At 71.1% G+C, this 23544-nt stretch carries 19 protein-coding genes and 2 pseudogenes; 10 read left to right on the top strand and 11 right to left on the bottom strand.

Translation table 11 applies throughout. The features are described 5' to 3' along the window. Nucleotides 1-127: 127 nt before the first annotated feature. A pseudogene (locus BM536_RS45085) lies at nucleotides 128-307 on the top strand (hypothetical protein); the annotation flags it as partial. A gap of 86 nt (nucleotides 308-393) precedes the next feature. Next, nucleotides 394-552, top strand: a complete 159-nt coding sequence (locus BM536_RS43510; RefSeq protein WP_245873950.1) for a hypothetical protein — start codon at nucleotides 394-396, stop codon at nucleotides 550-552. 5 nt (nucleotides 553-557) lie between these two features. On the opposite strand, the gene BM536_RS35825 is transcribed toward BM536_RS43510, so the two are convergent. Then, entirely contained in the window at nucleotides 558-2243 is a 1686-nt protein-coding gene (locus BM536_RS35825; protein ID WP_073494630.1) for an MFS transporter, read from the bottom strand. A 125-nt stretch (nucleotides 2244-2368) separates the two neighbouring features. Between BM536_RS35825 and BM536_RS35820 the strand changes: the two genes are divergently transcribed. Then, entirely contained in the window at nucleotides 2369-2992 is a 624-nt protein-coding gene (locus BM536_RS35820) for a TetR/AcrR family transcriptional regulator (RefSeq protein ID WP_073494631.1), read from the top strand. Nucleotides 2993-3182: 190 nt separating this feature from the next. Here the strand turns inward: BM536_RS35820 and BM536_RS35815 are convergent, their stop codons facing one another. Then, nucleotides 3183-4616 carry a cation:dicarboxylate symporter family transporter gene (locus tag BM536_RS35815; protein WP_073494632.1) on the bottom strand — a complete coding sequence of 478 codons (1434 nt, stop codon included), beginning with the start codon at nucleotides 4614-4616 and terminating at the stop codon, nucleotides 3183-3185. Between the two features lie 122 nt (nucleotides 4617-4738). Between BM536_RS35815 and BM536_RS35810 the strand changes: the two genes are divergently transcribed. From BM536_RS35810 to BM536_RS35800, 3 genes are all read left to right on the top strand, one after another. After that, a complete protein-coding gene (locus BM536_RS35810) occupies nucleotides 4739-6400 on the top strand; it encodes a sensor histidine kinase (RefSeq protein WP_073494633.1) in 1662 nt (553 codons plus the stop codon). After that, a complete protein-coding gene (locus tag BM536_RS35805; protein ID WP_073494634.1) occupies nucleotides 6397-7104 on the top strand; it encodes a response regulator in 708 nt (235 codons plus the stop codon). The genes BM536_RS35810 and BM536_RS35805 overlap by 4 nt, the downstream gene beginning before the upstream one ends. A 221-nt stretch (nucleotides 7105-7325) precedes the next feature. Then, nucleotides 7326-8039 (top strand): transcriptional regulator, encoded by a 714-nt coding sequence (locus tag BM536_RS35800; protein ID WP_094103978.1) that lies wholly within the window; start codon nucleotides 7326-7328, stop codon nucleotides 8037-8039. A gap of 11 nt (nucleotides 8040-8050) precedes the next feature. Here BM536_RS35800 and BM536_RS35795 read toward each other — a convergent pair whose 3' ends face one another. Beyond that, complete coding sequence (locus tag BM536_RS35795) at nucleotides 8051-9076, bottom strand: ATP-dependent 6-phosphofructokinase (RefSeq protein ID WP_073494635.1); 1026 nt, start codon at nucleotides 9074-9076, stop codon at nucleotides 8051-8053. 189 nt (nucleotides 9077-9265) lie between these two features. Between BM536_RS35795 and pta the strand changes: the two genes are divergently transcribed. The 3 genes from pta (at nucleotide 9266) to pyk (ending at nucleotide 14105) form a co-directional block, all read left to right on the top strand. Next, entirely contained in the window at nucleotides 9266-11356 is a 2091-nt protein-coding gene (gene pta / locus BM536_RS35790) for a phosphate acetyltransferase (protein WP_073494637.1), read from the top strand. Next, nucleotides 11353-12585, top strand: a complete 1233-nt coding sequence (locus BM536_RS35785; RefSeq protein ID WP_073494639.1) for an acetate kinase — start codon at nucleotides 11353-11355, stop codon at nucleotides 12583-12585. The genes pta and BM536_RS35785 overlap by 4 nt, the downstream gene beginning before the upstream one ends. A gap of 89 nt (nucleotides 12586-12674) precedes the next feature. After that, nucleotides 12675-14105: a pyruvate kinase gene (gene pyk / locus BM536_RS35780; RefSeq protein WP_073494641.1), complete on the top strand. Its 1431-nt coding sequence runs from the start codon at nucleotides 12675-12677 to the stop codon at nucleotides 14103-14105. 110 nt (nucleotides 14106-14215) lie between these two features. Here pyk and BM536_RS35775 read toward each other — a convergent pair whose 3' ends face one another. The 4 genes and pseudogenes from BM536_RS35775 to BM536_RS35755 all read right to left on the bottom strand — a co-directional run bounded on the left by BM536_RS35775 (nucleotide 14216) and on the right by BM536_RS35755 (nucleotide 18630). Next, nucleotides 14216-15625, bottom strand: coding sequence for a hypothetical protein (locus tag BM536_RS35775; protein WP_073494643.1), 1410 nt, complete (start codon nucleotides 15623-15625; stop codon nucleotides 14216-14218). Continuing rightward, on the bottom strand, nucleotides 15615-16229 hold the full coding sequence (locus tag BM536_RS35770) for a DUF6114 domain-containing protein (RefSeq protein ID WP_073494644.1): 615 nt from the start codon (nucleotides 16227-16229) through the stop codon (nucleotides 15615-15617). Before BM536_RS35770 ends, BM536_RS35775 begins: the two co-directional genes overlap by 11 nt. A 146-nt stretch (nucleotides 16230-16375) precedes the next feature. Next, nucleotides 16376-17008 carry a DUF6230 family protein gene (locus tag BM536_RS35765; RefSeq protein ID WP_073494646.1) on the bottom strand — a complete coding sequence of 211 codons (633 nt, stop codon included), beginning with the start codon at nucleotides 17006-17008 and terminating at the stop codon, nucleotides 16376-16378. Between the two features lie 645 nt (nucleotides 17009-17653). After that, a pseudogene (locus BM536_RS35755) lies at nucleotides 17654-18630 on the bottom strand (tetratricopeptide repeat protein). Between the two features lie 211 nt (nucleotides 18631-18841). Between BM536_RS35755 and BM536_RS35750 the strand changes: the two are divergent. Further along, on the top strand, nucleotides 18842-19477 hold the full coding sequence (locus BM536_RS35750; protein WP_073494648.1) for a TetR/AcrR family transcriptional regulator: 636 nt from the start codon (nucleotides 18842-18844) through the stop codon (nucleotides 19475-19477). A gap of 19 nt (nucleotides 19478-19496) precedes the next feature. On the opposite strand, the gene icmA is transcribed toward BM536_RS35750, so the two are convergent. The 4 genes from icmA to BM536_RS35730 all read right to left on the bottom strand — a co-directional run bounded on the left by icmA (nucleotide 19497) and on the right by BM536_RS35730 (nucleotide 23279). After that, the gene (icmA, locus tag BM536_RS35745) at nucleotides 19497-21197 is read right to left on the bottom strand and encodes a coenzyme B12-dependent isobutyryl-CoA mutase large subunit (protein ID WP_073494650.1); all 1701 of its coding nucleotides are present in this window, start codon (nucleotides 21195-21197) and stop codon (nucleotides 19497-19499) included. Between the two features lie 74 nt (nucleotides 21198-21271). After that, nucleotides 21272-21610: a DUF3817 domain-containing protein gene (locus BM536_RS35740; RefSeq protein ID WP_073494652.1), complete on the bottom strand. Its 339-nt coding sequence runs from the start codon at nucleotides 21608-21610 to the stop codon at nucleotides 21272-21274. A gap of 91 nt (nucleotides 21611-21701) precedes the next feature. Beyond that, a complete protein-coding gene (locus tag BM536_RS35735; protein WP_073494654.1) occupies nucleotides 21702-22211 on the bottom strand; it encodes a MarR family winged helix-turn-helix transcriptional regulator in 510 nt (169 codons plus the stop codon). A 93-nt stretch (nucleotides 22212-22304) separates the two neighbouring features. Next, nucleotides 22305-23279 (bottom strand): matrixin family metalloprotease, encoded by a 975-nt coding sequence (locus BM536_RS35730; protein ID WP_245873949.1) that lies wholly within the window; start codon nucleotides 23277-23279, stop codon nucleotides 22305-22307. Between the last annotated feature and the right edge of the window lie 265 nt (nucleotides 23280-23544).

Raw genomic sequence — 23544 nt, 5'->3', positions numbered from 1 at the left:
CCTCGCCGAGCGGGCCTCACCCCGCCCGCGTCAGCCGTGCCTGCGCCGCCCCTTCCCGGCCCGCAGCAGGAGGAGTGGTGCGGCGATCGGACCGCGGGTCTCCTTGCCCTGGCCGCGGCTCCACTCGATGTCCGTGGCGACCGGGCGGGCCCGCGGGAGGGGCCCCAGGGGCGGGGTGGGACGCGCATGGCGCAGACGCGGTCGGCGGCGTCGCGGGCCGCCTCGCGCGGCCCGGGGCACCCGGCTGACGGACCTCGCCGAGCAGGCCGAGATCACCAAGCAGACCGTCGGCGTCCTGGTCGACCAGCTGGGGAAGGCGGGCTGGGTGCGGCGCGTGCCGGACCCGACCGACCGGCGGGCCCGGCTGGTGTGCGGCGCGGCGAAGGCGAAGGCGTGGGCGGCGCGGCGAAGGCGTGGGCGGCCAAGGAGGTCACCGACGGGGTGGTCGCGCAGGTGGGGAAGGGGTGGGAGGAGCACCTCGGCAAGCGCCGCATGCGGCAGTCGCGGGAGGCGCTCACGTCCCTGCGGGAGATCACCGACCCCTGGGCCTGAGCCGCTCAGCGCACCTCGCTGCGCTCCCGTTCCCGCCCCGCGCCCTCCTCGGCCTCCGCCTCTGCCGGCGGCGGCGTCCCCTTGCCCGGCAGCAGCACCGCCACCAGTACCGTGCCGACGCCGAGCACCACCGCGCCGACCAGACTCGTGTGGGCGACCGCGTCCGCGAAGGAGGAGCCGACCGAGTCGGCCATGTTCCGCGCGTTCTCGGCGAGTTGGGCGGCCTGCGCCCTGAGCTGCGCGGCCTGCTGCGGATCGGTCGTCTGCGCCGCCTGCTCACCGAGCTGCCGCGCCTTGTCGGCGACGCCCTGCGCGACGGCGTACCCGGCGCCGACCGAGTCCTGGGCGGTGGCGAGGGTGCCGGCCGGGAGGCCGCTGCCGGACGCCGCGTCCCCGAGGTGGTCCGAGTACGACGTGCCCAGCAGCGAGCCGAGGATCGCGATGCCGAGGGAGCCGCCCAGCTCCAGCGAGGTGTCGTTCACCGCGCCGCCGACGCCCAGTTCGGACTCGGGGAACGCCCCCATGATGGCGTCCGTGCAGGGCGACAGGGCCAGCCCGATCGCCACCCCGAGGACGACGAGGGGCGCCACGAAGTCGCCGTACGAGGACGTGGAGTCGACCTGGGTGAGCAGGGCGAGGGCGGCCGTGCCGCCGACCATGCCCGCGGTGACCGTCCACCTCATGCCGACGCGCGGGGTGAGGTAGGCGGTCAGGGCCGAGCCGACGAAGACCGCGCCGGCCAGGGGCAGCATGCGCAGGCCGGTGTCGAGGGCGTCGTGGCCGAGGACGAACTGGAGGTGCTGGGTGAGGTAGTAGAAGGCGCCGAAGACGGCCAGGAAGAACAGGGCCACGGCCAGGTTGGACCCGGCGAAGCGGCGGTCGGTGAAGCGGCGGACGTCGAGCACCGGGTGCGGGTGGCGCAGTTCCCACAGGACGAAGGCGAGCAGGGCCACGGCGGCGACGACCGCCGCGCCGATCGCCTTGGGGCCCCAGCCGAAGTGCGGGCCCTCGATGATCATGTAGACGAGCGCGCCGATCCAGACCACCGACAGCAGGCCGCCGACGTGGTCGATGCGGTCGTGGTGCCCGGCCTTGGACGGCGGGACGAGGACGAGGGCGCCGACGATCGCGACGGCGGCGACGGGCACGTTGATGAGGAACGACGACGACCAGCCGTGGTTCTCCAGCAGCGCTCCGGCGACGAGCGGACCGGCCGCGATGGCGAGGCCCGCGGTGGCGGTCCACAGGGTGATCGCCTTGGCGCGCTCGGCGCGCGGGAAGGTGGCGGCGAGCAGGGAGAGCGTCGCGGGCATGATGAGCGCCGCGCCCACGCCCATCACGGCGCGGGCCGCGATCACGGCGGTGGAACTGTCGGCGAGGTAGCCGGAGACCGCGCCGCCGGCGAACACGACGAGCCCGAGGACGAGCGCCCCGCGCCGGCTGTACTTGTCGCCGATCGCGCCGAGCAGCAGCATCAGCGCCGCGTACGGCACGGTGTAGCCGTCGATGACCCACTGGAGGTCGGCGCTGGAGAGGCCGAGGTCCTCGGTCATGGCGGGCGCGGCGACCGTGAGGGCGGTGTTCGCCATCACGATGATCAGCAGGCTCAGGCAGAGGACGAGGAGCGCCCACCAGCGTCGGCGGTAGGGGCCCTCCATCCCTTCGACCGGTTCGTTCATGACGAGTCGCATGGCGGGGACCACCTTCCTCGGGACACACCCGGCTGGAATTGCACAACACTGTGCAATATATGTCCACTGCACAACACTGTGCAAATCAGGGGCACGGAATGAGCCGGCACCGGAAGGCGGGCACAATGGCCGCCATGACCACGGGTAACAGCAGTCGAGCCGAGGCAAACCGACGTCGCATCCTCGATGTGGCCCTCGCCGAGCTGTTGCGCGACCCCGACGCGTCCATGGACCAGATCGCCCGCGCCGCCGGTGTCGTACGGCGCACGGTGTACGGCCACTTCCCCAGCCGTGAGGCGCTGATCGGCACGCTGGTCGACGAGGCGGTGGAGGCGCTGGCGGCGGCCCATGAGCCGGAGCGCGAGGCCGTCGGGGACCCGGCGGAGGAGCTGGCCCGGTCGGTGCTGGCCGTCTGGGAGATCGCCGACCGCTACCGGCTGCTGGTCGCGCTGGCCCAGCGCACGGTCACCATGCAGGGCATCCGGGAGCGCCTCGCCCCGGTCCGCCGGGACACGATCCTGCTGCTCCAGCGCGGTCTCGACGAGGGGACGTTCGCCTCACCGCTGCCGGCGCCGGCCCTGGCCTACGTGCACGAGCAGATCGTGTTCGCGCTGATGGAGGCCGTGAACGACGAGCTGCTGAGCACGCACGAGGCGGGCCGGTCGGCCGCCGTCACGACGCTCACCACCGCGGGCGTGCCCGCCACCCTGGCCACCGCGCTGGTGACGAAGGTGAGCGAGTCCGGCTGAGGGGCGCCGGCTCGTCGAACGCCGCAGGCCCTCGGGGTGCGAACACCGAGGGCTGCGGGAATCGGGAGAAGCGGAACCGGGCGGCTGAGCTACGGGGGAGTACTCAGCCGCGGCGTGTACCGGGTGTCCGGCCCGGGTTCAGGCCGGGCCGGACACCCGGAGTGCGAGGAGGGGCGCCGCCCCGAGGGCGTCAGGCCCTGGCGAGTTCCTTCTCGCCCTCTTCCCGCGGCTCGGGAAGGTCCGACCGCGGGGTGTCCTGGCTGTCGCCGTGGCCGTCGTCGAGCAGGGTCTTCTCGTCGAAGGGCAGCCCACCGGCGAGCACCAGCTCCACACGCTCCTTGTCGATCTCCTTGGTCCAGGTGCCGATCAGGACCGTGGCGACGGCGTTGCCCGCGAAGTTCGTCAGGGCGCGGGCCTCGCTCATGAAGCGGTCGATGCCGACGATGAGGCCGATGCCGTCCACCAGGGCCGGCTTGTGCGACTGGAGGCCGCCGGCCAGGGTCGCGAGGCCGGCGCCGGTGACACCCGCGGCGCCCTTGGAGGCGACCAGCAGGAACAGCAGCAGCGGGATCTGCTCACCGACCGACATCGGCGTACCCATGGCGTCGGCGATGTACAGCGAGGCCATGGTCATGTAGATCATGGTGCCGTCGAGGTTGAAGGAATAGCCGGTCGGCACGGTGATGCCGACGACGGGCTTGCTGACGCCCAGGTGCTCCATCTTCGCGATGAGGCGCGGCAGCGCCGACTCGGAGGAGGAGGTGGACAGGATCAGCAGAAACTCGCGGACCAGGTACCTGAACAGCGAGAAGATGTTCAGCCCCGAGACGATCCGCAGCAGCGCGCCGAGCACGATGAAGACGAACAGGAAACAGGTGGCGTAGAAGCCGAGCATCAGGACGGCGAGGCTCTTGAGCGCGTCGACGCCCGCCGAGCCGGTGACCGCGGCGATGGCGCCGAAGGCACCGATCGGGGCGGCCCACATCACCATGCCGAGGATGCGGAAGACGAGCCGCTGGATGTGCTCGACACCGCGCAGGACCGGCTGCCCGGCCGGGCCCATGGCCTGGAGGGCGAAGCCCGCGAGGAGCGCGACGAGCAGCGTCTGGAGGACCTCGCCGCCGGTGAAGGCGGAGACGATCGTGGTGGGGATGATGCCCAGCAGGAACTCGGTGGTTTCCTTGGCCTCCGCCGACACCTGCGCCTGACCGGTCTCCTTGACCGCGTCGGTGAGCGCGAGGCCGCTGCCCGGCTCCAGGATGTTGCCGACGACGAGGCCGATGCCGAGGGCGACCAGCGACATGACGGTGAAGTAGGCGAGGGCGATACCGCCGACGGCGCCGACCTTGGCGGCCTTGCGGACGGATCCGATGCCGAGCACGATCGTGCAGAAGATGATCGGCGAGATCATCATCTTGATCAGGTTCACGAAGCCGGTTCCGATGGGCTTCAGCTCGACGGCGAAGTCGGGGGCGATCAGACCCACGGCAATACCGATGGCGACCGCGACGATCACCGCGATGTACAGATAGTGGGTGCGGTCCCGCTTCGCGGCGGGTACGGCGGATGCCGTATCGGGGGTGCTGGCGGCCACGGCTGCCCTCCTTGACGTCTTCGTCGGCATCACCGGCGTGCGGCTCACGTCCGGGGGATATGGGGGATGCCGTGACTATCCCCCCGGGCTGTGAGGGCGGTCACCCTTCCGTTCATTTAGTTCACGCTCGACGCGGGGGGCACACTGACGGCATGCGCATCCCCGTCCCGAGACCCCGCAGCCTGGCCGGCCAGCTGTTCGCCATGCAGGCGGTCCTCATCGCGGTGCTCGTCGCGGGTTACGCGCTGTTCACCTACATCAGCGACCGCGGCCAGGCCGAGGAGGCCGCGAGCCGGCAGGCCTCCGCGGTGGCCCGCTCGGTCGCCGACTCCCCCTCCGTGCGGGAGGCGATCGGCACCCCGGACCCCACGGCCGAACTCCAGCCGTACGCACTGCGGATCATGCACGACACCGAGGTCGACTTCGTCACGATCATGAATCCGGCGGGGATCCGCTGGACCCACCCGGACGAGAAGCAGATCGGCCTGCACTTCCGCGGCAACACCGCCCGCGCCCTGAAGGGCGAGACCTTCACCGAGACCTACACCGGCACCCTCGGCCCGTCCGTCCGCGCGGTCACCCCCGTCGAGGACGACGACGGCCGGATCATCGGCCTGGTCAGCGCGGGCATCAAGGTCGAGGCGATCACCAAACGGGTTCAGGGTCAGGTGACGGCCCTGTTCGGTGTCGCGGCGGGCGCGCTCGCGCTCGGCGCGGTCGGCACGTACGTCGTCAACGCCCGGCTGCGCCGCCACACGCACGGCATGAACGCGTCCGAGCTGAGCCGGATGCACGACTACCACCAGGCGGCGCTGCACGCGGTGCGCGAGGGCCTGCTGATGCTGGACGGCCAGTACCGGGTGGCGCTGATCAACGACGGCGGCCGTGAACTGCTCGGCGTCTCGGGGGAGGTGGTGGGCCGGTCCGTGGCCGACCTCGGTCTGCCCGCCCCGCTGACGGGCGCCCTGCTGTCCTCCGAACCGCGCGTGGACGAGGTGCATCTGACGGCGGACCGGGTGGTGGCGGTGAACACCTCGCCGGTGTCCGGCGGAGAGCGCCGGGGCACCGTGGTCACCCTCCGTGATGTCACCGAACTCCAGTCACTGATGGGCGAGTTGGACTCGGAGCGCGGGTTCACCCAGGCCCTGCGCTCGCAGGCCCACGAGGCGGCCAACCGGTTGCACACCGTGGTCTCGCTGATCGAACTGGGCCGCGCCGAGGAGGCCGTGGACTTCGCGACCGCCGAACTGGAACTGGCCCAGGCGCTGACCGACCAGGTGGTGGCCGCGGTGAGCGAGCCCGTCCTGGCGGCGCTGCTGCTGGGCAAGACGGCGCAGGCCAACGAGCGGGGCGTGGAGCTGGTGGTGTCGCAGGGCAGCGGCCTCGACGACGGGCTCCTCCCCGACTCGCTGCCCGCCCGGGACCTGGTCACCATCCTCGGCAATCTCATCGACAACGCGGTGGACGCGGCGCAGGGCAGCGTGCGCGCACGGGTCACGGTGACCGCGTGCACCGAGCGTGGCGCGCGGGGCGGCGAAGGCGGCGGCGAGTTGGTGCTGCGGGTGACGGACACCGGCGCCGGGGTGGACCCGGCGCACGCCGAACAGGTCTTCGAGCGGGGTTTCTCCACCAAGCCCTCCGGACCCGGGGGCCGCGGCCTCGGCCTGGCCCTCGTCCGGCAGGCCGTGCACCGCCACGACGGGACCCTGTCGGTGGCGGAGGCGGAGGGCGGCGGAGCCGAGTTCGTGGTGCGGCTGCCGCTGCGCACGACGGCCGCCGCCGTGCCGGTGCCGGTGTCGGGAGGCAGGGGATGACGGACGTGACGGGCGCTTCGGGCGACGAGCCGATCCGGGTGCTGGTGGTCGAGGACGACCCCGTCGCCGCCGACGCGCACGTCCTGTACGTCGGCCGGGTGCCGGGGTTCGTGGCGGTGGGCAAGGCGCACACCGGCGCGGAGGCGCGGCGCATGCTGGACCGTACGCCGGTGGATCTGCTGCTGCTCGATCTGCACCTGCCGGACGGGCACGGGCTCCAGCTGGCGCGCTCGCTGCGGGCGGCGGGGTACCACGCGGACGTGATAGCGGTTACCTCGGCGCGCGATCTGACGGTGGTCCGGGAGGGCGTGTCGCTGGGCGTCGTCCAGTACGTGCTGAAGCCGTTCACCTTCGCGACCCTGCGGGACCGGCTCGTGCGGTACGCGGAGTTCCGCGGGGCGGCGGGCGAGGCGAGCGGTCAGGACGAGGTCGACCGCGCCCTGGCCACCCTGCGCGCACCGGGCCCCGTCGCGCTGCCCAAGGGGCTGAGCGGTCCGACCCTGGAGCGGGTGACGGGGGCCGTGCGGGAGGCGGCGGAGGGACTGACCGCGGCCGGAGTGGCCGAGGCGGTGGGCATCTCCCGGATCACCGCCCGCCGCTATCTGGAGCACCTGGTGGAGACGGGCAGGGCGGCACGCAAGCCGCTGTACGGGCAGGTGGGCAGGCCCGAGCTGGTCTACCGGTGGGTTCCGGCCGCCCGGTGAGGGAGCCACGAGCGGGGGGCGGCCGGCACGCCCGCCGTCCGGCCGCCGGACTGGCCGCGGGACCGACTCCGGCACCGGACGCGGCGCCGGCTCCGGCCCCGCACTCGGCACCGGACGCGGGGGAGGAAACGACGGAAAGCGCTCGCCGTACGTTTCCACAACCGGTGACCGTGGCCGAACGGCCCGTAGTCACAGCGGCTTCCGACGCCTACGGTGTGCCCGTGCACCGACCCCTGTCCCACACCCACCAGCCAGGTCCGCCCTTCGACGCCCTCGCCGCCCGCCGGCTGCGCGCCGCGCTGGGGATGACCCCGGACCATGTCGCCCACGGCCTGCGCGCCTCGTTCGGACTGCCCTACGCCACCGCGGAACTCGTCGTCTCCTGGGAACGCGCGACCATGTCCCCCACCGGCCCCGAGCTGACCGCCCTCGCCGGTGTCCTGTGGTGCTCCCCCGCCGAACTGACCGGCCGCCCGCGCACGCTGCGCGAGTTCCGGATCGCCCGTCGCCTGGCCCCCGAGGACGTGGCCCGCGCCCTCGGTCACGAGTTCCCGGCCTACCTGCGCATGGAGGAGAGCGGCCGGTGGCGCGGCACCGACCGCCAGTGCGCCGTACTCACCGAACTGCTCGGCCTCGCCCCGCCCGACCTGATCGCCGTCACCGGCCGCGAGGCCGAACTCGCCGAACTCCTGCGCAGCGCTGTCACCACCCGCTGGCAGGCGTACACCAAGCCGCTCGGCAAGATCCTCCCCCTGGACCGGCGCCCGCTGGAGGCCGTCCTCCAACAGCTGCACCACAGCTACCAGGGGCAGATGACCGCCACCCTGAGCTGGGGCGGCGGCAGCGCGGCCGGGGACGCGGGGGACGCGGGCCGCGACTTCCTCGACCGGATCACCGACCACTTCTGGACGACCGTCGAGAAGAACTCCGGCTGAGGAGACAGGCCCTAGAAGACCGACTCCGCCTCGTCGATCCGGTCCTTGGGGACGGTCTTCAGCTCGGTCACCGCCTCCGCGAGCGGCACCATCTTCACGTCGGTGCCGCGCAGCGCGGTCATCATGCCGAACTCGCCCCGGTGCGCCGCCTCCACCGCGTGCCAGCCGAAGCGGGTCGCGAGGACACGGTCGTACGCCGTCGGCACGCCGCCGCGCTGGACGTGGCCGAGGATGACCGGGCGGGCCTCCTTGCCGAGCCGCTTCTCCAGCTCGAACGCGAGCGCCGTACCGATGCCCTGGAAGCGCTCGTGGCCGAACTGGTCGATCGCGCCCTTGCTGTAGTCCATCGTGCCGTCGGCGGGGTGGGCGCCCTCGGCGACGCAGATGACCGCGAACTTCTTGCCGCGCGCGAACCGCTCCTCGACCAGCTTCACGAGGTCGGCCGGGTCGAAGGGGCGCTCGGGCAGGCAGATGCCGTGGGCGCCGGCCGCCATGCCGGACTCCAGGGCGATCCAGCCCGCGTGCCGGCCCATGACCTCGACGACCATCACGCGCTGGTGGGACTCGGCCGTCGTCTTCAGCCGGTCCATGGCCTCCGTGGCGACGCCGACGGCCGTGTCGAAGCCGAAGGTGCGGTCCGTGGAGGAGATGTCGTTGTCGATGGTCTTGGGGACGCCGACGACCGGCAGGCCCGCGTCGGACAGCATGCGGGCAGCCGTCAGCGTGCCCTCGCCGCCGATCGGGATCAGCGCGTCGATGCCGAACTCGTGGATCATGTCCGAGGCGTTGTCACAGGCCTCGCGGAGGCGGTCGCGCTCCAGCCGTGAGGAGCCGAGGATCGTGCCGCCGCGGGCGAGGATGCCGCTGACGGCGTTCAGGTCGAGGGTGCGGTAGTGGCCGTCGAGGAGACCGGCGTATCCGTCCTCGAAGCCGATCACCTCGTCGCCGTAGTTGTCGACCGCGCGGTGCACGACCGACCGGATCACTGCGTTCAGGCCGGGGCAGTCGCCGCCTGCGGTGAGGACTCCGATGCGCATCCTGCTGTGTCTCCTGCTCGCTGTGGGTACCGGTGAGCCAGTGTCGATTCTTTCATGCCCCCGAGGAGACTGTCGCTTGACGGGCGCCTTATCCGCGGACAGGGGTATTGTCAAGAGGGTTCTGCTCACCTCGGTGGGCGATTTTTATGAGCCGCCCGAACGGCCCCACCGATGGAACGGAGAGCACGCGTGACGCGCAGCGTGTACGTGACCGGGATCGACCGCGGCGACGGCCGCCAGGTCGTCGAGCTGGGGGTCATGGAACTCCTGACCCGGCAGGTCGACCGGGTGGGGGTCTTCCGCCCCCTCGTCCACGACGGACCCGACCGCCTCTTCGACCTGCTGCGTGCCCGGTACCGGCTGTCCCAGGACCCCGCGACCGTCTACGGCATGGACTACCACGAGGCGTCCGCCCTCCAGGCCGAGCGGGGCGCCGACGAACTGGTCTCCACGCTCGTCGACCGTTTCCACCGCGTCGCCCGCGACTACGACGTCGTCCTGGTCCTCGGCACCGACTACGCCGACACCCAGTTCCCGGACGAACTGTCCCTGAACGCGCGCCTGGCGAACGAGTTCGGCGCCTCCGTGATCCCCGTCGTCGGCGCACGCGGGCAGACCACGGAGTCGGTGCTCGCCGAGACCCGCAACGCCTACCGCGCCTACGACGGCCTGGGCTGCGACGTCATCGCCATGGTCGCCAACCGGGTCGCCCGCGAGGACCGCGAGGAGATCGCCGGACGGCTCGTCTCCCGGCTGCCGGTGCCCTGCTACGTCCTGCCCGACGAGCCCGCCCTGTCGGCGCCGACGGTCGCGCAGGTCAGCACCGCCCTGGGGGCGAAGGTGCTGCTCGGCGACGACTCGGGCCTGGCCCGCGACGCCCTCGGCTTCGTCTTCGGCGGCGCGATGCTGCCGAACTTCCTGCACGCCCTGACGCCCGGCGCCCTGGTCGTCACCCCCGGCGACCGGGCCGACCTGGTCGTCGGCTCGCTGGCCGCGCACAGCGCCGGCACCCCGCCGATAGCCGGCGTGCTGCTGACCCTGGGCGAGGTGCCGAGCCAGGAAGTCCTCACGCTCGCCGCCCGCCTCGCGCCCGGCACACCCGTGCTGTCGGTGGCCGGCAACAGCTTTCCCACCGCCGAGCAGTTGTTCTCCCTGGAGGGCAAGCTCAACGCGGCCACCCCGCGCAAGGCGGAGACCGCGCTCGGCCTCTTCGAGCGGCACGTCGACACCGCCGACCTGCTGAAGCGGGTCTCCGCGCCGAGCAGCGACCGCGTCACGCCGATGATGTTCGAGCACAAACTGCTGGAACAGGCCCGTTCCGACCTGCGCCGGGTCGTCCTCCCCGAGGGCACCGAGGAGCGGGTGCTGCACGCGGCCGAGGTCCTGCTGCGCCGCGGGGTCTGCGACCTGACCCTCCTCGGCCCGGTCGACCAGATCCGCAAGAAGGCCGCGGACCTCGGCATCGACCTGGGCGACTGCCAGTTGATCGACCCGGCCACCAGCGAGCTGCGCGACTCCTTCGCCGAGAAGTACGCACGGCTGCGCGCCCACAAGGGCGTCACGGTGGAGCTGGCGTACGACGTCGTCTCCGACGTGAACTACTTCGGCACGCTGATGGTCCAGGAGGGGCTCGCCGACGGCATGGTGTCGGGCTCGGTGCACTCCACGGCCGCGACCATCCGGCCCGCCTTCGAGATCATCAAGACGAAGCCGGACGCCGACATCGTCTCGTCGGTGTTCTTCATGTGCCTCGCCGACCAGGTCCTCGTCTACGGCGACTGCGCGGTCAACCCCGACCCGAACGCCGAGCAGCTCGCCGACATCGCCATCCAGTCGGCCGCGACCGCCGCCCAGTTCGGCGTGGAGCCGCGGATCGCGATGCTGTCGTACTCGACCGGTACGTCCGGTTCCGGCGCCGACGTCGACAAGGTGCGCGAGGCGACCGGGCTGGTCCGACAGCGGCGCCCCGACCTGCGGATCGAGGGACCGATCCAGTACGACGCGGCCGTGGAGCCGACGGTCGCGGCGACGAAACTGCCGGGCTCCGAAGTCGCCGGTCAGGCCAGCGTGCTGATCTTCCCCGACCTCAACACCGGCAACAACACGTACAAGGCCGTGCAGCGTTCGGCCGGCGCGATCGCGGTCGGCCCGGTGCTCCAGGGGCTGCGCAAGCCGGTCAACGACCTGTCCCGCGGCGCCCTCGTCCAGGACATCGTCACCACCGTCGCCATCACGGCGATCCAGGCCCAGACCCTCGACCAGAAGGTTTCCCAGCAGTGACCGGCACCCGCGTCCTCGTCCTCAACTCCGGCTCCTCGTCGGTGAAGTACCAGCTGCTCGACATGAGCGACAGCAGCCGGCTGGCGCAGGGCCTCGTCGAGCGCATCGGCGAGCAGACCTCGCGGCTCAGGCACACGCCGCTCGCGACGGGCGAGCCCCGCGAGCGGAGCGGGCCGATCGCCGACCACGAGGCGGCCCTCAAGGCCGTCGCCGAGGAACTCGCCGAGGACGGACTGGGCCTGGACTCCCCGGAGCTGGCGGCGATCGGGCACCGGGTGGTGCACGGCGGCAAGCACTTCACCGAGCCGACCGTGATCGACGACGCGGTCCTCGCGGAGATCGAGCGGCTGATCCCGGTGGCCCCGCTGCACAACCCGGCCAACCTGACCGGGATCCGCACGGCGCGGGCGCTGCGCCCGGACCTCCCGCAGGTCGCCGTCTTCGACACCGCCTTCCACACCACGATGCCGGAGGCGGCGGCGCGCTACGCGATCGACGTGAAGACCGCCGACGAGCACCGCATCCGGCGCTACGGCTTCCACGGCACCTCGCACGCGTACGTCTCCCGGGCGACCGCCGAGCTGCTGGGCAGGGCGCCCGAAGAGGTGAACGTCATCGTGCTGCACCTCGGCAACGGGGCGTCCGCCTCCGCCGTACGGGGCGGGAAGTGCGTCGACACCTCCATGGGTCTCACCCCGCTCGAGGGGCTCGTCATGGGCACCCGCTCCGGGGACACCGATCCGGCCGTCATCTTCCATTTGGCGCGTGTTGGCGGAATGTCCACCGACGAAATCGACACTCTTCTCAACAAGAAGAGCGGGCTGATCGGCCTGTGCGGTGACAACGACATGCGGGAGATCCGACGGCGGGTCGACGAGGGCGACGAACAGGCGAAGCTCGCCTTCGACATCTACATTCACCGTCTGAAGAAGTACATCGGCGCCTATTACGCCGTGCTCGGCCGGGTGGACGCGGTGGCGTTCACCGCCGGGGTCGGCGAGAACGCGGCGCCGGTGCGCGCGGCGGCCGTCGCGGGCCTGGAGACCCTGGGCCTGGCGGTGGACGACGAACGGAACGCCGTACGGAGTGACGAACCGCGGCTGATCTCGCCCGCAGGCGCGCGGGTGAAGGTCGCCGTGGTCCCCACGGACGAGGAACTGGAGATCGCCACACAGACCTACGCGCTGGTCGAGGGGAATCGATATGCGGCTCCGCCGCGTGGCAACTGAGCAGGAAAGCAACTGAGCGCGTTCCCGCCCATTTGTATCTTCCACCAGACGGAATATTCCGTAGCGAAACAAACCGATAGGATCGCCCCATGCGCCGTTCGAAAATCGTCTGTACTCTCGGCCCCGCGGTCGACTCCCACGAAATGCTCGTGTCGCTGATCGAAGCCGGCATGAACGTGGCCCGCTTCAACTTCAGCCACGGCTCGCACGCCGAGCACCAGGGCCGGTACGACCGGGTCCGTGCCGCCGCCAAGGAGACGGGCCGGGCCATCGGTGTCCTCGCCGACCTCCAGGGCCCGAAGATCCGCCTCGAGACCTTCGCCGAGGGGCCGGTCGAGCTGGTGCGCGGTGACGAGTTCACCATCACCACCGACGACGTGCCCGGCGACAAGACGATCTGCGGCACCACCTACAAGGGGCTGCCCGGCGACGTCTCGCGCGGCGACCAGATCCTCATCAACGACGGCAACGTCGAGCTGAAGGTCCTGGACGTCGAGGGCCCGCGGGTGAAGTCGATCGTCATCGAGGGCGGTGTCATCTCCGACCACAAGGGCATCAACCTGCCCGGCACGGCCGTCAACGTGCCCGCGCTCAGCGAGAAGGACATCGACGACCTGCGGTTCGCGCTGCGCATGGGCGCCGACCTGGTCGCGCTGTCCTTCGTCCGCGACGCCAAGGACGTCCAGGACGTCCACCGCATCATGGACGAGGAGGGCCGCCGCGTCCCCGTCATCGCCAAGGTGGAGAAGCCGCAGGCGGTGGAGAACATGGAGGACGTCGTGATGGCGTTCGACGGTGTCATGGTCGCCCGTGGCGACCTGGCCGTCGAGTACCCGCTCGAGAAGGTCCCCATGGTGCAGAAGCGGCTCATCGAGCTGTGCCGCCGCAACGCCAAGCCGGTGATCGTGGCGACCCAGATGATGGAGTCGATGATCACCAACTCCCGTCCGACCCGCGCCGAGGCCTCCGACGTGGCCAACGCGATCCTGGACGGCGCGGACGCGGTCATGCTGTCCGCCGAGTCGAGCGTGGGCGCGTACCCGATCGAGACCGTGAAGACGATGTCGAAGATCGTCTCCGCGGCCGAGACGGAGCTTCTCTCCAAGGGCCTCCAGCCGCTCGTGCCGGGCAAGAAGCCGCGTACGCAGGGCGGTTCGATCGCCCGTGCCGCGTGCGAGATCGCCGACTTCCTCGGTGGCCGGGGCCTGGTGGCGTTCACCCAGTCCGGCGACACCGCCCGTCGTCTCTCGCGCTACCGCGCGACCCAGCCGATCATCGCCTTCACCACCGACGAGGGCACCCGCAACCAGCTGGCGCTCAGCTGGGGCGTCGAGTCGCACGTCGTGCCGTTCGTGAACAGCACCGACGAGATGGTCGACCTGGTGGACCAGGAGATCATCAAGCTCAACCGCTTCAACCCGGGCGAGATCGTGGTCATCACCGCCGGCTCGCCCCCCGGCGTCCCCGGCACCACGAACATGGTCCGCGTCCACCACCTGGGCGAGGACGGCCGCGGCTGACCGGCCGCTGACCCGCGGGAGCGGACCGCTGTACGGCGCTGAGGGCGCCCCCTGCGAAGGGGGCGCCCTCAGGCCTTCGTGCGGCTCCCGGAAGGGACTGCGGGGGATGCCTACTTGGTGTTGAAGAGGTGCATCCCCGGTATGTGGAGGTCGCCGCCGAACTGGCCGGCCTGGACGACCTTCACCTTGGTGAAGTAGATCAGCGGGATGTTCAGCGGAGGCGGGTTCTCCGGGTCGAACGTCACCGGGATCAGACCGAACAGGTTCCCCGAGATGCTCTCGGTGTACATGATCGTGTCGCCGTTGCGGATGGTCGACGTCGTGCCCGGGCCGGCCTGGACGTGATGGGTCACGCCGGCCTGCTTGTCGTTGACCCTCTGGTGCAGGTCGCCGATGTCGGTCCCCTCGGAGATGACGTACTTCAGGACCTTCTTCTTGGTCCCGTTGGCCGTCTTCACCTCGACGATGCCCTGGTAGTCGGCGCCCTTGAGGAGCAGCGAACTGGCGTCGAGGTACCACGGATCGTCCGGCAGCGGCGTCCTGTTGTCGATGCCGCTCTCGTCCTCGGTGGCGACCGGGCAGTCGTCCACATCGGTCGTGGCGCTCTCGGACGGACTCGGCGAGGCGGTCGCGTCGGCGGCGTCCTCGGCCGCTTCCTCCGCCTCGTCCGCCTTGTCCTCGGTGGCCTTCGCCGTGTCGTCCGCCTTGTCGGCGGCGTCCTTCGCGGCGTCGGTGAGGGCGTCGGACGTGTCCTTGGCGGTACCGGAGTCCTTGCCGGAGTCCGCCGGGCCGGAGCCCGTGTCCGTCGGCTTGTCGGCGCCGGTGCCCGTCGAGGCGGACTCCGAGGCCGACGGGGCCGGGCTCGCGGTGTCCGTGCCTTCGGTGTCCTTGCCGTCGAACAGATCGGTGATCGTGTCGCCGATCGTCTCCAGCAGGTTCTTGTCGGTCTCGGACGGCGACGGACCGGCCGCCCCGGTGTCGCCCGAGGTCTGCGAGTCCTGCGGTTCGGACGCCGCCGAGGACGCCGCGGGGGCGGGCTCGTCCGCTTCGCCGGAACCTGAATCCGGCGACGTGGAGTCACCCGAACCGCCCGTGCCGCCGGAGGAGTCCGAAGTGCCGCCCGTCGGCTCGTCCTTGGGACCGGAGCCGGCGTCGTCCTTCGCGTCGTCCTCCGCTTCGTCCTTCGTGTCGTCCGCGGACTCGCTCGCGCTCGCCGAGGCGGACGGCGAGGGCGACGCGGAGGCGTCGGTCCCCTCGGAGTCCTCCAGGGCCGCCACGCAGTCCTTGTACTCGTCGATGGTGAGGCTCTTGGACGTCGGCTGGTCCTCGGCGTTGGCGAGGGTCGGTGTGAACCCCATGCCCATGAGGACCGCCGTCGGCATGGCCGCCAGGGCTATCGCCTTGCCGGCCGGCATGTGGAACCTGGTGAACAGCGGCTTCTTGGGTGCCGCGTGGCGCGGCCCGGTTCTCACGCGGGCAGCGTCCACACCGCTCCCGGTGGTCACCTCGTCAGCCGGCACTGTGCCTCCCGTTCGCCCCGTTGGCCGGGCTCGTTCCTGACAGTTGGTTCGGCTCGTCCGAGCCGTCGGCGTCCTTGGTGAAGGCCGGACCCGTGCTGTACGGGTTCACGGCGGGTCCGTCCGCCGGGGCGGGCCCCTGGTCCTCCGGGAAGGCCGCGGCGGGCGTCGTGCCCGTGTCCGGACCCTTCCCCGGCGCCTGCTCCTCCGGCGGTGCTCCCGGCGCCCAGGAGACGGCCATCGCTCCGCCGATCAGGGCGAAGAGGAAGCCGATGAGGAAGCCGCCGAGGTTGGACACCGGGATGGAGACCAGTCCCAGCAGGATCGCCGCGACGCCCGCGAAGACCCGTACGTGCTTCTGGAACCACAGGCTGACGCCCAGCACCGCGAGCAGTACGCCGATGATCAGCGAGCCGGCGCCGGCGGTGGTCGCCATCGCCAGCGTCAGATGGCCGATCTGGAGGTTCGCGTACGGGAAGTAGGCGATGGGGAACCCGCTGATCAGAATGAACAGACCGGCCCAGAACGGCCTCGTGCCCCGCCAGGCGCGGAACTGCTGCCTCCGGAGATCGAACTGGCCGGGGGCGACAGGGGTCTCGGCGCTCATGGAAAACAGCTCCCTGGTGCGGCGTTGCTGTGGTGGTTGTGCTGCGGGTGGGGACCGGCGCTCACGGCTGCAGGGGCGCTCCGGTCCGGACGGGTGAGACTGGACGGGCGGGGGTGCCACCGGCTCCCCCGCCCGTCAGAGAGTGCTTAGTAGCACTCCTTGACACCCGTCGACAGCGACATCTTCAGGCCGCTGAGCTTGAAGGTTCCGGCGGTGGTGGCCCACGCCGTCTGCTTCACGTCGGTCAGGACGGCCGACTCGGCCTCCTGGGCGAACCCGAACGGGTTCGCGGTGTCGCCGCTCTTGATGCCCGGACCCTTCTTCAGGTCCTTGGCGGCCACACCGATGTCGATGTTCTTGAACGTCGCGTCGGCCGCGAGGTCCTCGACGTCGATGAAGAGGTTCTCGGCCTCGACCGGGGTGCCTCCACCGCCGGCCTTCAGCGTGAGGCTGACCGAACCGATCAGCGGGATGTTCGGCGTGACCACGGACTGGCACATGTTCGTGATCGACGCGCTCTTGAACCCGGAGACGGCGACGGGGTGAGCCGTCTTCTTGCCGTCGAGGGTGTAGCCCGAGTCGATCGCGCCGTACTGCGAGAAGCCCGTACCGACGAGCTTGTCCGCGGTGACCTTGAACGACTGACCCGAAACGCTGAACGACGCTGCGAGGGCACCCTGCGCGAGGGCGACACCTATACACGCCGTGGCGGCGACGCTGGGCACCATGACCACAGCGAACCGCTTCCATCTGGTCCCGCCACGCACCTGGGACTCCATATTTCCTCCTTCTCGGACGTACATCTCCTGGCCCTGACTAGCCCCCGGAACGGCGGCTCAGCCGGGCAGGGATGGGAGAAGTGCTACGTCCTCGGGAAGGGGAGCGCCTGTACCCGGAGGCGCGAACCGCGCCCGGATCACCGGCGATCACCCCCGAGCGACAACCACTGGTCGCGCCTGACACGCATCACGCACAACCTTGCTGGACAGGCTTCGCCTCGGCGAAGACCCCCCTGCCCAAGAGCCGCCGCCACTGCCGGCGGCTCTGCTCGGTGGGGACCCAGGAGAACCCGTCGACCCAACCGGCTGTCGGGGTACGGGCAACGGACCGAGCGTGGCCGATCGTGGTGCATTCTCGCCGCCCGCACAAGGGGGTTCGTTACTGGCTAGTAACGGCCGGATAACCGAACAACGACCCGCAGGTCTCGACCGGCGACGCTCGGTGGCAACCATGCCCAGGACAAAACTATTGATCGCTGGACAGAATCCGACAGAATCACGGCCCTGACTTACTGCCAGTAACAGCGGCCGCGTTTGCCAAGTTTTGGCAAAGCGCGGCGCTGGGGAACCGTGTGGGCGGAACTTTCACGCGGGCACCACCGGCTCCGACGTTTAGCGACTGGTCAGAACCGGGCCCCCGCCAGGCTAGAAGAGGGCGCGCGCCAGAGCCCTGCGCGCCGCGGTCACCCGCGGGTCGTCGGGCCGACCACCTCGAACAGTTCGACCAGCCGCAGCCGCGCCGCGTCCCGCTCGTCACCGGCCGTACGGGCCACGGTGTCGATGAGCCGCCCGAAGGCGTCCTCGACATGCCCGCCCACCAGATCGAGGTCGGCGGCGGCGATCTGCGCCTGCGCGTCACCCGGCTTCTCGGCGGCCTCCCCACGCACCCGCTGCGGGTCCATACCCTGCACCCGGTGCAGCAACTCGGCCTGCGCCAGGCCGAGTTTGGCCTCGGTGTTGCCCGGGTCGTCGACCAGCACGTTCTGGTAGGCACGCACCGCGCCGCCGAAGTCACCCGCGTCCAGCGCCTGTACGGCGGCCTCCAGCAGGGCGTCGTAGGGGCCGGCCGGCGGCTCGGCGACGGCCTCGGCACGCTCGCCGGGGCCGGCCTCGGAATCGACGGTGAGGCCGGTCAGGCCGAAGCGCTGCTCGGCGACCTGCACCAACTGGTCCAGGGTCTGCCGGATCTGCGCCTCGCCGGCGGCCCCCTGGAAGAGCGGCAGCGCCTGGCCGGCGACGACCGCGAAGACGGCCGGGATGCCCTGCACCCCGAACTGCTGCATCAGCATCTGATTGGCGTCGACATCGATCTTGGCGAGCAGGAACCGCCCGTCGTACTCGACGGCGAGCCGCTCCAGCACCGGGCTGAGCTGCTTGCAGGGCTGGCACCACTCGGCCCAGAAGTCGATGACGACCGGCACCTCGGCGGACCGCTGGAGGACGTCCCGCTCGAACCCGGCCTCATCGACGTCGATGACGAGGTCCGCGGGCGACACGGCCCCCGTCCCGCCCTGCCGGGCGGCTTCGGCCCGAGCCTGCTCCGCCTTCGCCTTGGCCTCCTGGGCCGCCTTCACCGCGGCGAGGTCGACGACTCCGCTCATGGACATGTTCCGTGGCTGCATGCGTCTATCCTCCCCCGTCCGCGCGCGTGCGTGAAAAACGATCCGAAAAAGCGCCGGGTCCCCACCCCGCGCCGTCCGGCCGCGACTCGTGTACGTCCGTTCACGAGCTTTCGCTACGAGTCGTAGCGTAATACCGGGAGCGGCCTTCCCGCCGCCCCACCCCGGTGATCTCCCTCACGACCGCACAGAATCGGCCGGTTATGGTCGGGGGATGCAGAGCCGCACCCCCGCCGGCCGTACCGGACGCCCGCGCAGCGCCGCCGCCGACGCGGCGATCCTCGCCGCGACCCGCCAGGCGCTGGTCGAACTGGGCTGGTCCAAGCTCACGCTGGGGGATGTGGCGACCCGCGCCGGAGTGGCCAAGACGACGCTCTACCGCCGCTGGTCCGGCAAGAACGAACTCGTCGTGGACGCGGTCGCGGAACTCTTCGACGAACTGGAACTCCCCGACCGGGGCAGCCTGGCCGCCGACATCGAGGGCGTGGTTCTCCAGTTCGCGGCGATCCTCGCCCGCCCGGAGGCCAGGAGTGGCCTGATGGCGGTGGTCGCGGAAGCCACCCGCGACGACGCCCTGCGCGACCGCATCCGCGCCTCCATCGTCGATCCGCAGAAGGATCTGGTCCTGGAGGGCCGGGCCCGAGCCCGGACCAGAGGCGAACTCCCCCCGGAACCGGACCCCCTGGCGGTGTCCCGCACGGTGGACCTGATCTTCGACATGGTCGCGGGCGCGGTGGTCCACCGCACCCTGGTCAGCGCGGAGCCGGCGGACGAGGAATGGGTGCGCGACTTCACCAGGGTGCTGCTGCACGGCCTGACGGCAGCAGCACCCGGCCCCTCGGGCGGGTGAGCCTCCTAGTGCCGCGGCACTAGAAGCCGGCCGGCTCCGTGTACACCCCCCACTCCTCCCGCAGCACCCCGCAGATCTCCCCCAGCGTCGCCTCGACCCGCACCGCCTCCACCATCGGCCCGATCATGTTGGACCCGTCCCGGGCGGCGGCCAGCATCGCGTCGAGGGCGGCACGGACGGCCGCCTCGTCACGGACGGCCCGCCGAGCGCCCAGCTCCCGCACCTGCTCCCGCTCCACCTCGTGCGAGACCCGGAGGATCTCCAGATCCCCGGTCACCGAGCCGTGGTGCACGTTGACGCCGACGACCCGCTTCTCCCCCTTCTCCAGCGACTGCTGGTAGCGGAACGCGGACTCCGCGATCTCCCCGGTGAACCAGCCGTCCTCGATCCCTCGCAGGATCCCGGAGGTGACGGGCCCGATGGGGTGCCGCCCGTCGGGGTGCGCGCGCAGTCCCCGCTCCTTGATCTGCTCGAAGATCTTCTCGGCGTCCGCCTCGATCCGGTCGGTGAGCTGCTCGACGTACCAGGAACCGCCCAGCGGGTCGGCGACGTTGGCGACCCCGGTCTCCTCCATCAGCACCTGCTGCGTGCGCAGCGCGATCTCGGCGGCCTGCTCCGAGGGCAGCGCGAGGGTCTCGTCCAGGGCGTTGGTGTGCAGCGAGTTGGTCCCGCCGAGCACGGCGGCGAGCGCCTCCACGGCCGTACGCACCACGTTGTTGTACGGCTGCTGGGCGGTGAGGGAGACGCCGGCGGTCTGGGTGTGGAACCGCAGCCACTGGGCCTTCTCGGACTTCGCCCCGTAGACGTCCCTCATCCACCGGGCCCAGATCCGGCGCGCCGCGCGGAACTTGGCGATCTCCTCGAAGAAGTCGAGGTGCGCGTCGAAGAAGAAGGACAGGCCAGGGGCGAACACGTCGACGTCCAGTCCGCGCGAGAGCCCCAGCTCCACGTACCCGAAGCCGTCGGCGAGGGTGTACGCCAGTTCCTGCGCGGCCGTCGATCCGGCCTCGCGGATGTGGTAGCCGGAGACGGACAGCGGCTTGTAGTCGGGGATGCCGGCGGCGCAGTACTCCATGAGGTCGCCGATGAGGCGCAGATGGGGCTCGGGCTGGAACAGCCACTCCTTCTGGGCGATGTACTCCTTGAAGATGTCGGTCTGGAGGGTGCCGTTGAGGACGGCCGGGTCGACGCCCTGCCGTTCGGCGGCGACGAGGTACATGCAGAAGACCGGTACGGCCGGCCCGCTGATGGTCATCGAGGTCGTCACGTCACCGAGGGGGATGTCCTTGAAGAGGACCTCCATGTCGGCGGCCGAGTCGATGGCGACCCCGCAGTGCCCGACCTCGCCGAGTGAGCGGGGGTCGTCGGAGTCGCGGCCCATGAGGGTCGGCATGTCGAAGGCGACGGAGAGACCTCCGCCGCCGTTGGCGAGGATCATCTTGTAGCGCTCGTTGGTCTGCTCGGCGTTCCCGAACCCGGCGAACTGCCGGATGGTCCAGGTGCGCCCCCGGTAGCCGGTCGGGTACAGCCCCCGGGTGTAGGGGTACTCCCCCGGCCAGCCGATGCGCTCGAAGCCCTCGTACGTGTCACCGGGCCGTGGCCCGTACACCGGCTCCACGGCATCCCCGGAGAGCGTGGTGAAGTCCGCGTCGCGCTTCCGCGCGGCGTCGTAACGGGCCTGCCAGCGTCGGCGGCCTTCCTCGATGGCGTCAGCGTCCATACCCTCGAATTTACTAGGACGTCCAAGTAAATGTCGATGGGAGACCGCCGTACACCTGCGTACGGCGGTGCGGGTCACGCCTTGGCGACCGCCGGCGTTTCCTCGGCGACCTTGGCCTCCAGCTCGCGAGAGACGTTTCGCTCGACGAAGAAGGCGGCCGTGGGGACGGTACCGGCCAGCAGCACCCAGAGCTGCTTGCGGACCGGCCACCTGGCCTTGGAGCCCAGGTCGAAGGCGAAGACGAGGTAGAGGACGTAGAGCCAGCCGTGCGCGATGGAGACGACACGGGTGGCGTCCGCGGCACCGTCCAGGTCCAGGACATACTTGCCGATCATGCACAGGCACAGCAGGACCAGGAGCACACCGGTGACGTAGGCCAAGACGCGGTAGCGGGTCAGCACGCTCTTCTTCATGCCGTCGAGCGTAACCAGGCGTTCCGGGCGATCTTGCCCCGGGTCGCCCCTCGCGTGGCCCCTCCCGTGACCCGTCGGGTCACGGGTCGGGTCACTCCTCGTCGAAGTCGTGCGCCGCCACCCGGAGCGGGCGCAGCATGGCGAAGATCTCCGCGCACTCCTCCGCGTCGTACACGCCGAGGCCGAAGTCCATGGCCATCAGGTCGCGGGTGGCCGCCTCGACGACCTCGCGACCCTTGTCGGTGATGGTGGCGAGGGTGCCGCGGCCGTCGTTGGGGTTGGGACGCTTGGCGACCAGGCCGGACCTCACCAGGCGGTCGACGGTGTTCGTCACCGAGGTGGGGTGCACCTGGAGCCGCTCGCCGATCTTCGACATGGTCAGCTCCCCCTCCTTCGAGAAGGTGAGCAGCACGAGGGCCTCGTAGCGCGCGAAGGTCAGTCCGTACGGCTTGACCACCGCGTCGACCTCGGCGAGGAGGATCTGGTGGGCGCGCATGATCGAGGTGATCGCGGCCATGGACGGCACGCTTCCCCAGCGCCGCTTCCAGAGCTCGTCGGCGCGTGCGATGGGGTCGAAGGGAAGGCTGGGCGGCTTCGGCACGGCACCAGACCCTACCCGTCGGTCATATCGCGGTCAGCCCCGTCTCGGTCTTCGGTCCGCCCGGCCTTTCGGCCCACGTCGTACCGGCCCCCGTCAGTAGAGGGCGCGCAGGCCGAGGACGTCGCCGCGGCCCAGGGTGCGGGCGGTGGTGGAGCAGACGAAGGAGTTCGTGAACATGGTCTGGCTCTCGTGGCTCTGGCCGACGTGGGCGAGGCCGAAGACGTGCCCGGCCTCATGGGTGGCGACGCTGCGCAGGTCGTAGGTGTTCGAGCAGATGTCGGTGAGGCGGTCGGTGAAGGTGTGGTCGCGGGTGTTGAACCGGACGTCGGCCTCGCGCAGCGCGTCGGGGCCGCCGGGGACGGCCCGGCTCCACGAGCAGGTGGTGGCGACGACCCCGCTGCTGAGGTCCCCCGCGTCCCAGACGCTCAGGCCGTCGCGCGCCAGGCAGCGGGCGTCCCGGTCGACGTCGGCCTCGTTGCCGGTGCGCGAGAGGAACCGCGCCCTCGCGGTGACCGTGTCGCCGAAGCCGCAGTCGTTGCGGCTGGCCGTGATGGTGCCGATGGCGTCCTCGAAGGCGCGGCGGGCGTCGTCGGGAGCGAGGTCCCCGGGCAGGGCGCCGTCACCGAGGAACCACTCGTAGGTGTCGTACTCCTTGTGGCCGGTGGTGGCGTAGGCGCCGTCGGCGCACGCGGCCCGGGCCCGGCCGGGGGCGGCGGCCGACGCGCGGGCGTGGTGGTGGGCGCCCGGGGCCCGCGCGTGGGCCGCGGTGTCCGTCAGGTCGTAGGAGACCGTTCCGTCGGCGGCCACCTCCAGGGTGAAACCGTGCAGGGAACCGTCCGCGGTGAGGGCGTCGACGCTCACCTTCGTGCCGGGGCCGGGGACGGTGACGCCGGCTCCGGCGTGCGTGACGAGGCGGCCGACGGCCGCGCAGCCGAGCACGGAGGACCCGGCCGGCAGGTCCTCTACGGTCAGGGCGCCGGGTGCGAGCGCGCAGGTGTCGTCTCCCGCGCGCGGGGGCGCTGCTTTGCCGCCCAGCGCCGCCAGCGACACGACCGTCAGGGCCGCCACGACCACCCTCCTCACGGCCGTCGCCGTCGTCCCGCCCACTCTGCCCCGAACCGGTACCGGCCCGCGCCGCGCTGCCACTTCGCCTCCGCCTGAATGCCCACCCCGTCGGACGGGACTTGATCGAGTCCCGGCTGAGGTTAGCCATCCGGCACGGCCCGTAACCCCTTTCGATAGCACCCGATTGAGCGACTACTCAAACGCAGGTACTCCCATTCCCGGAGCGCTTGAACGTTCGCCCAAACGCCCGTCCGATCCGGGGGCGCAC

The organism is Streptomyces phaeoluteigriseus, assembly GCF_001896135.2.
In the GTDB taxonomy this organism is placed as follows: Bacteria; Actinomycetota; Actinomycetes; order Streptomycetales; family Streptomycetaceae; genus Streptomyces; species Streptomyces phaeoluteigriseus.
Note: the sequence above shows the minus strand (reverse complement) of the source record. Positions and strands in the feature narration are given on the sequence as shown.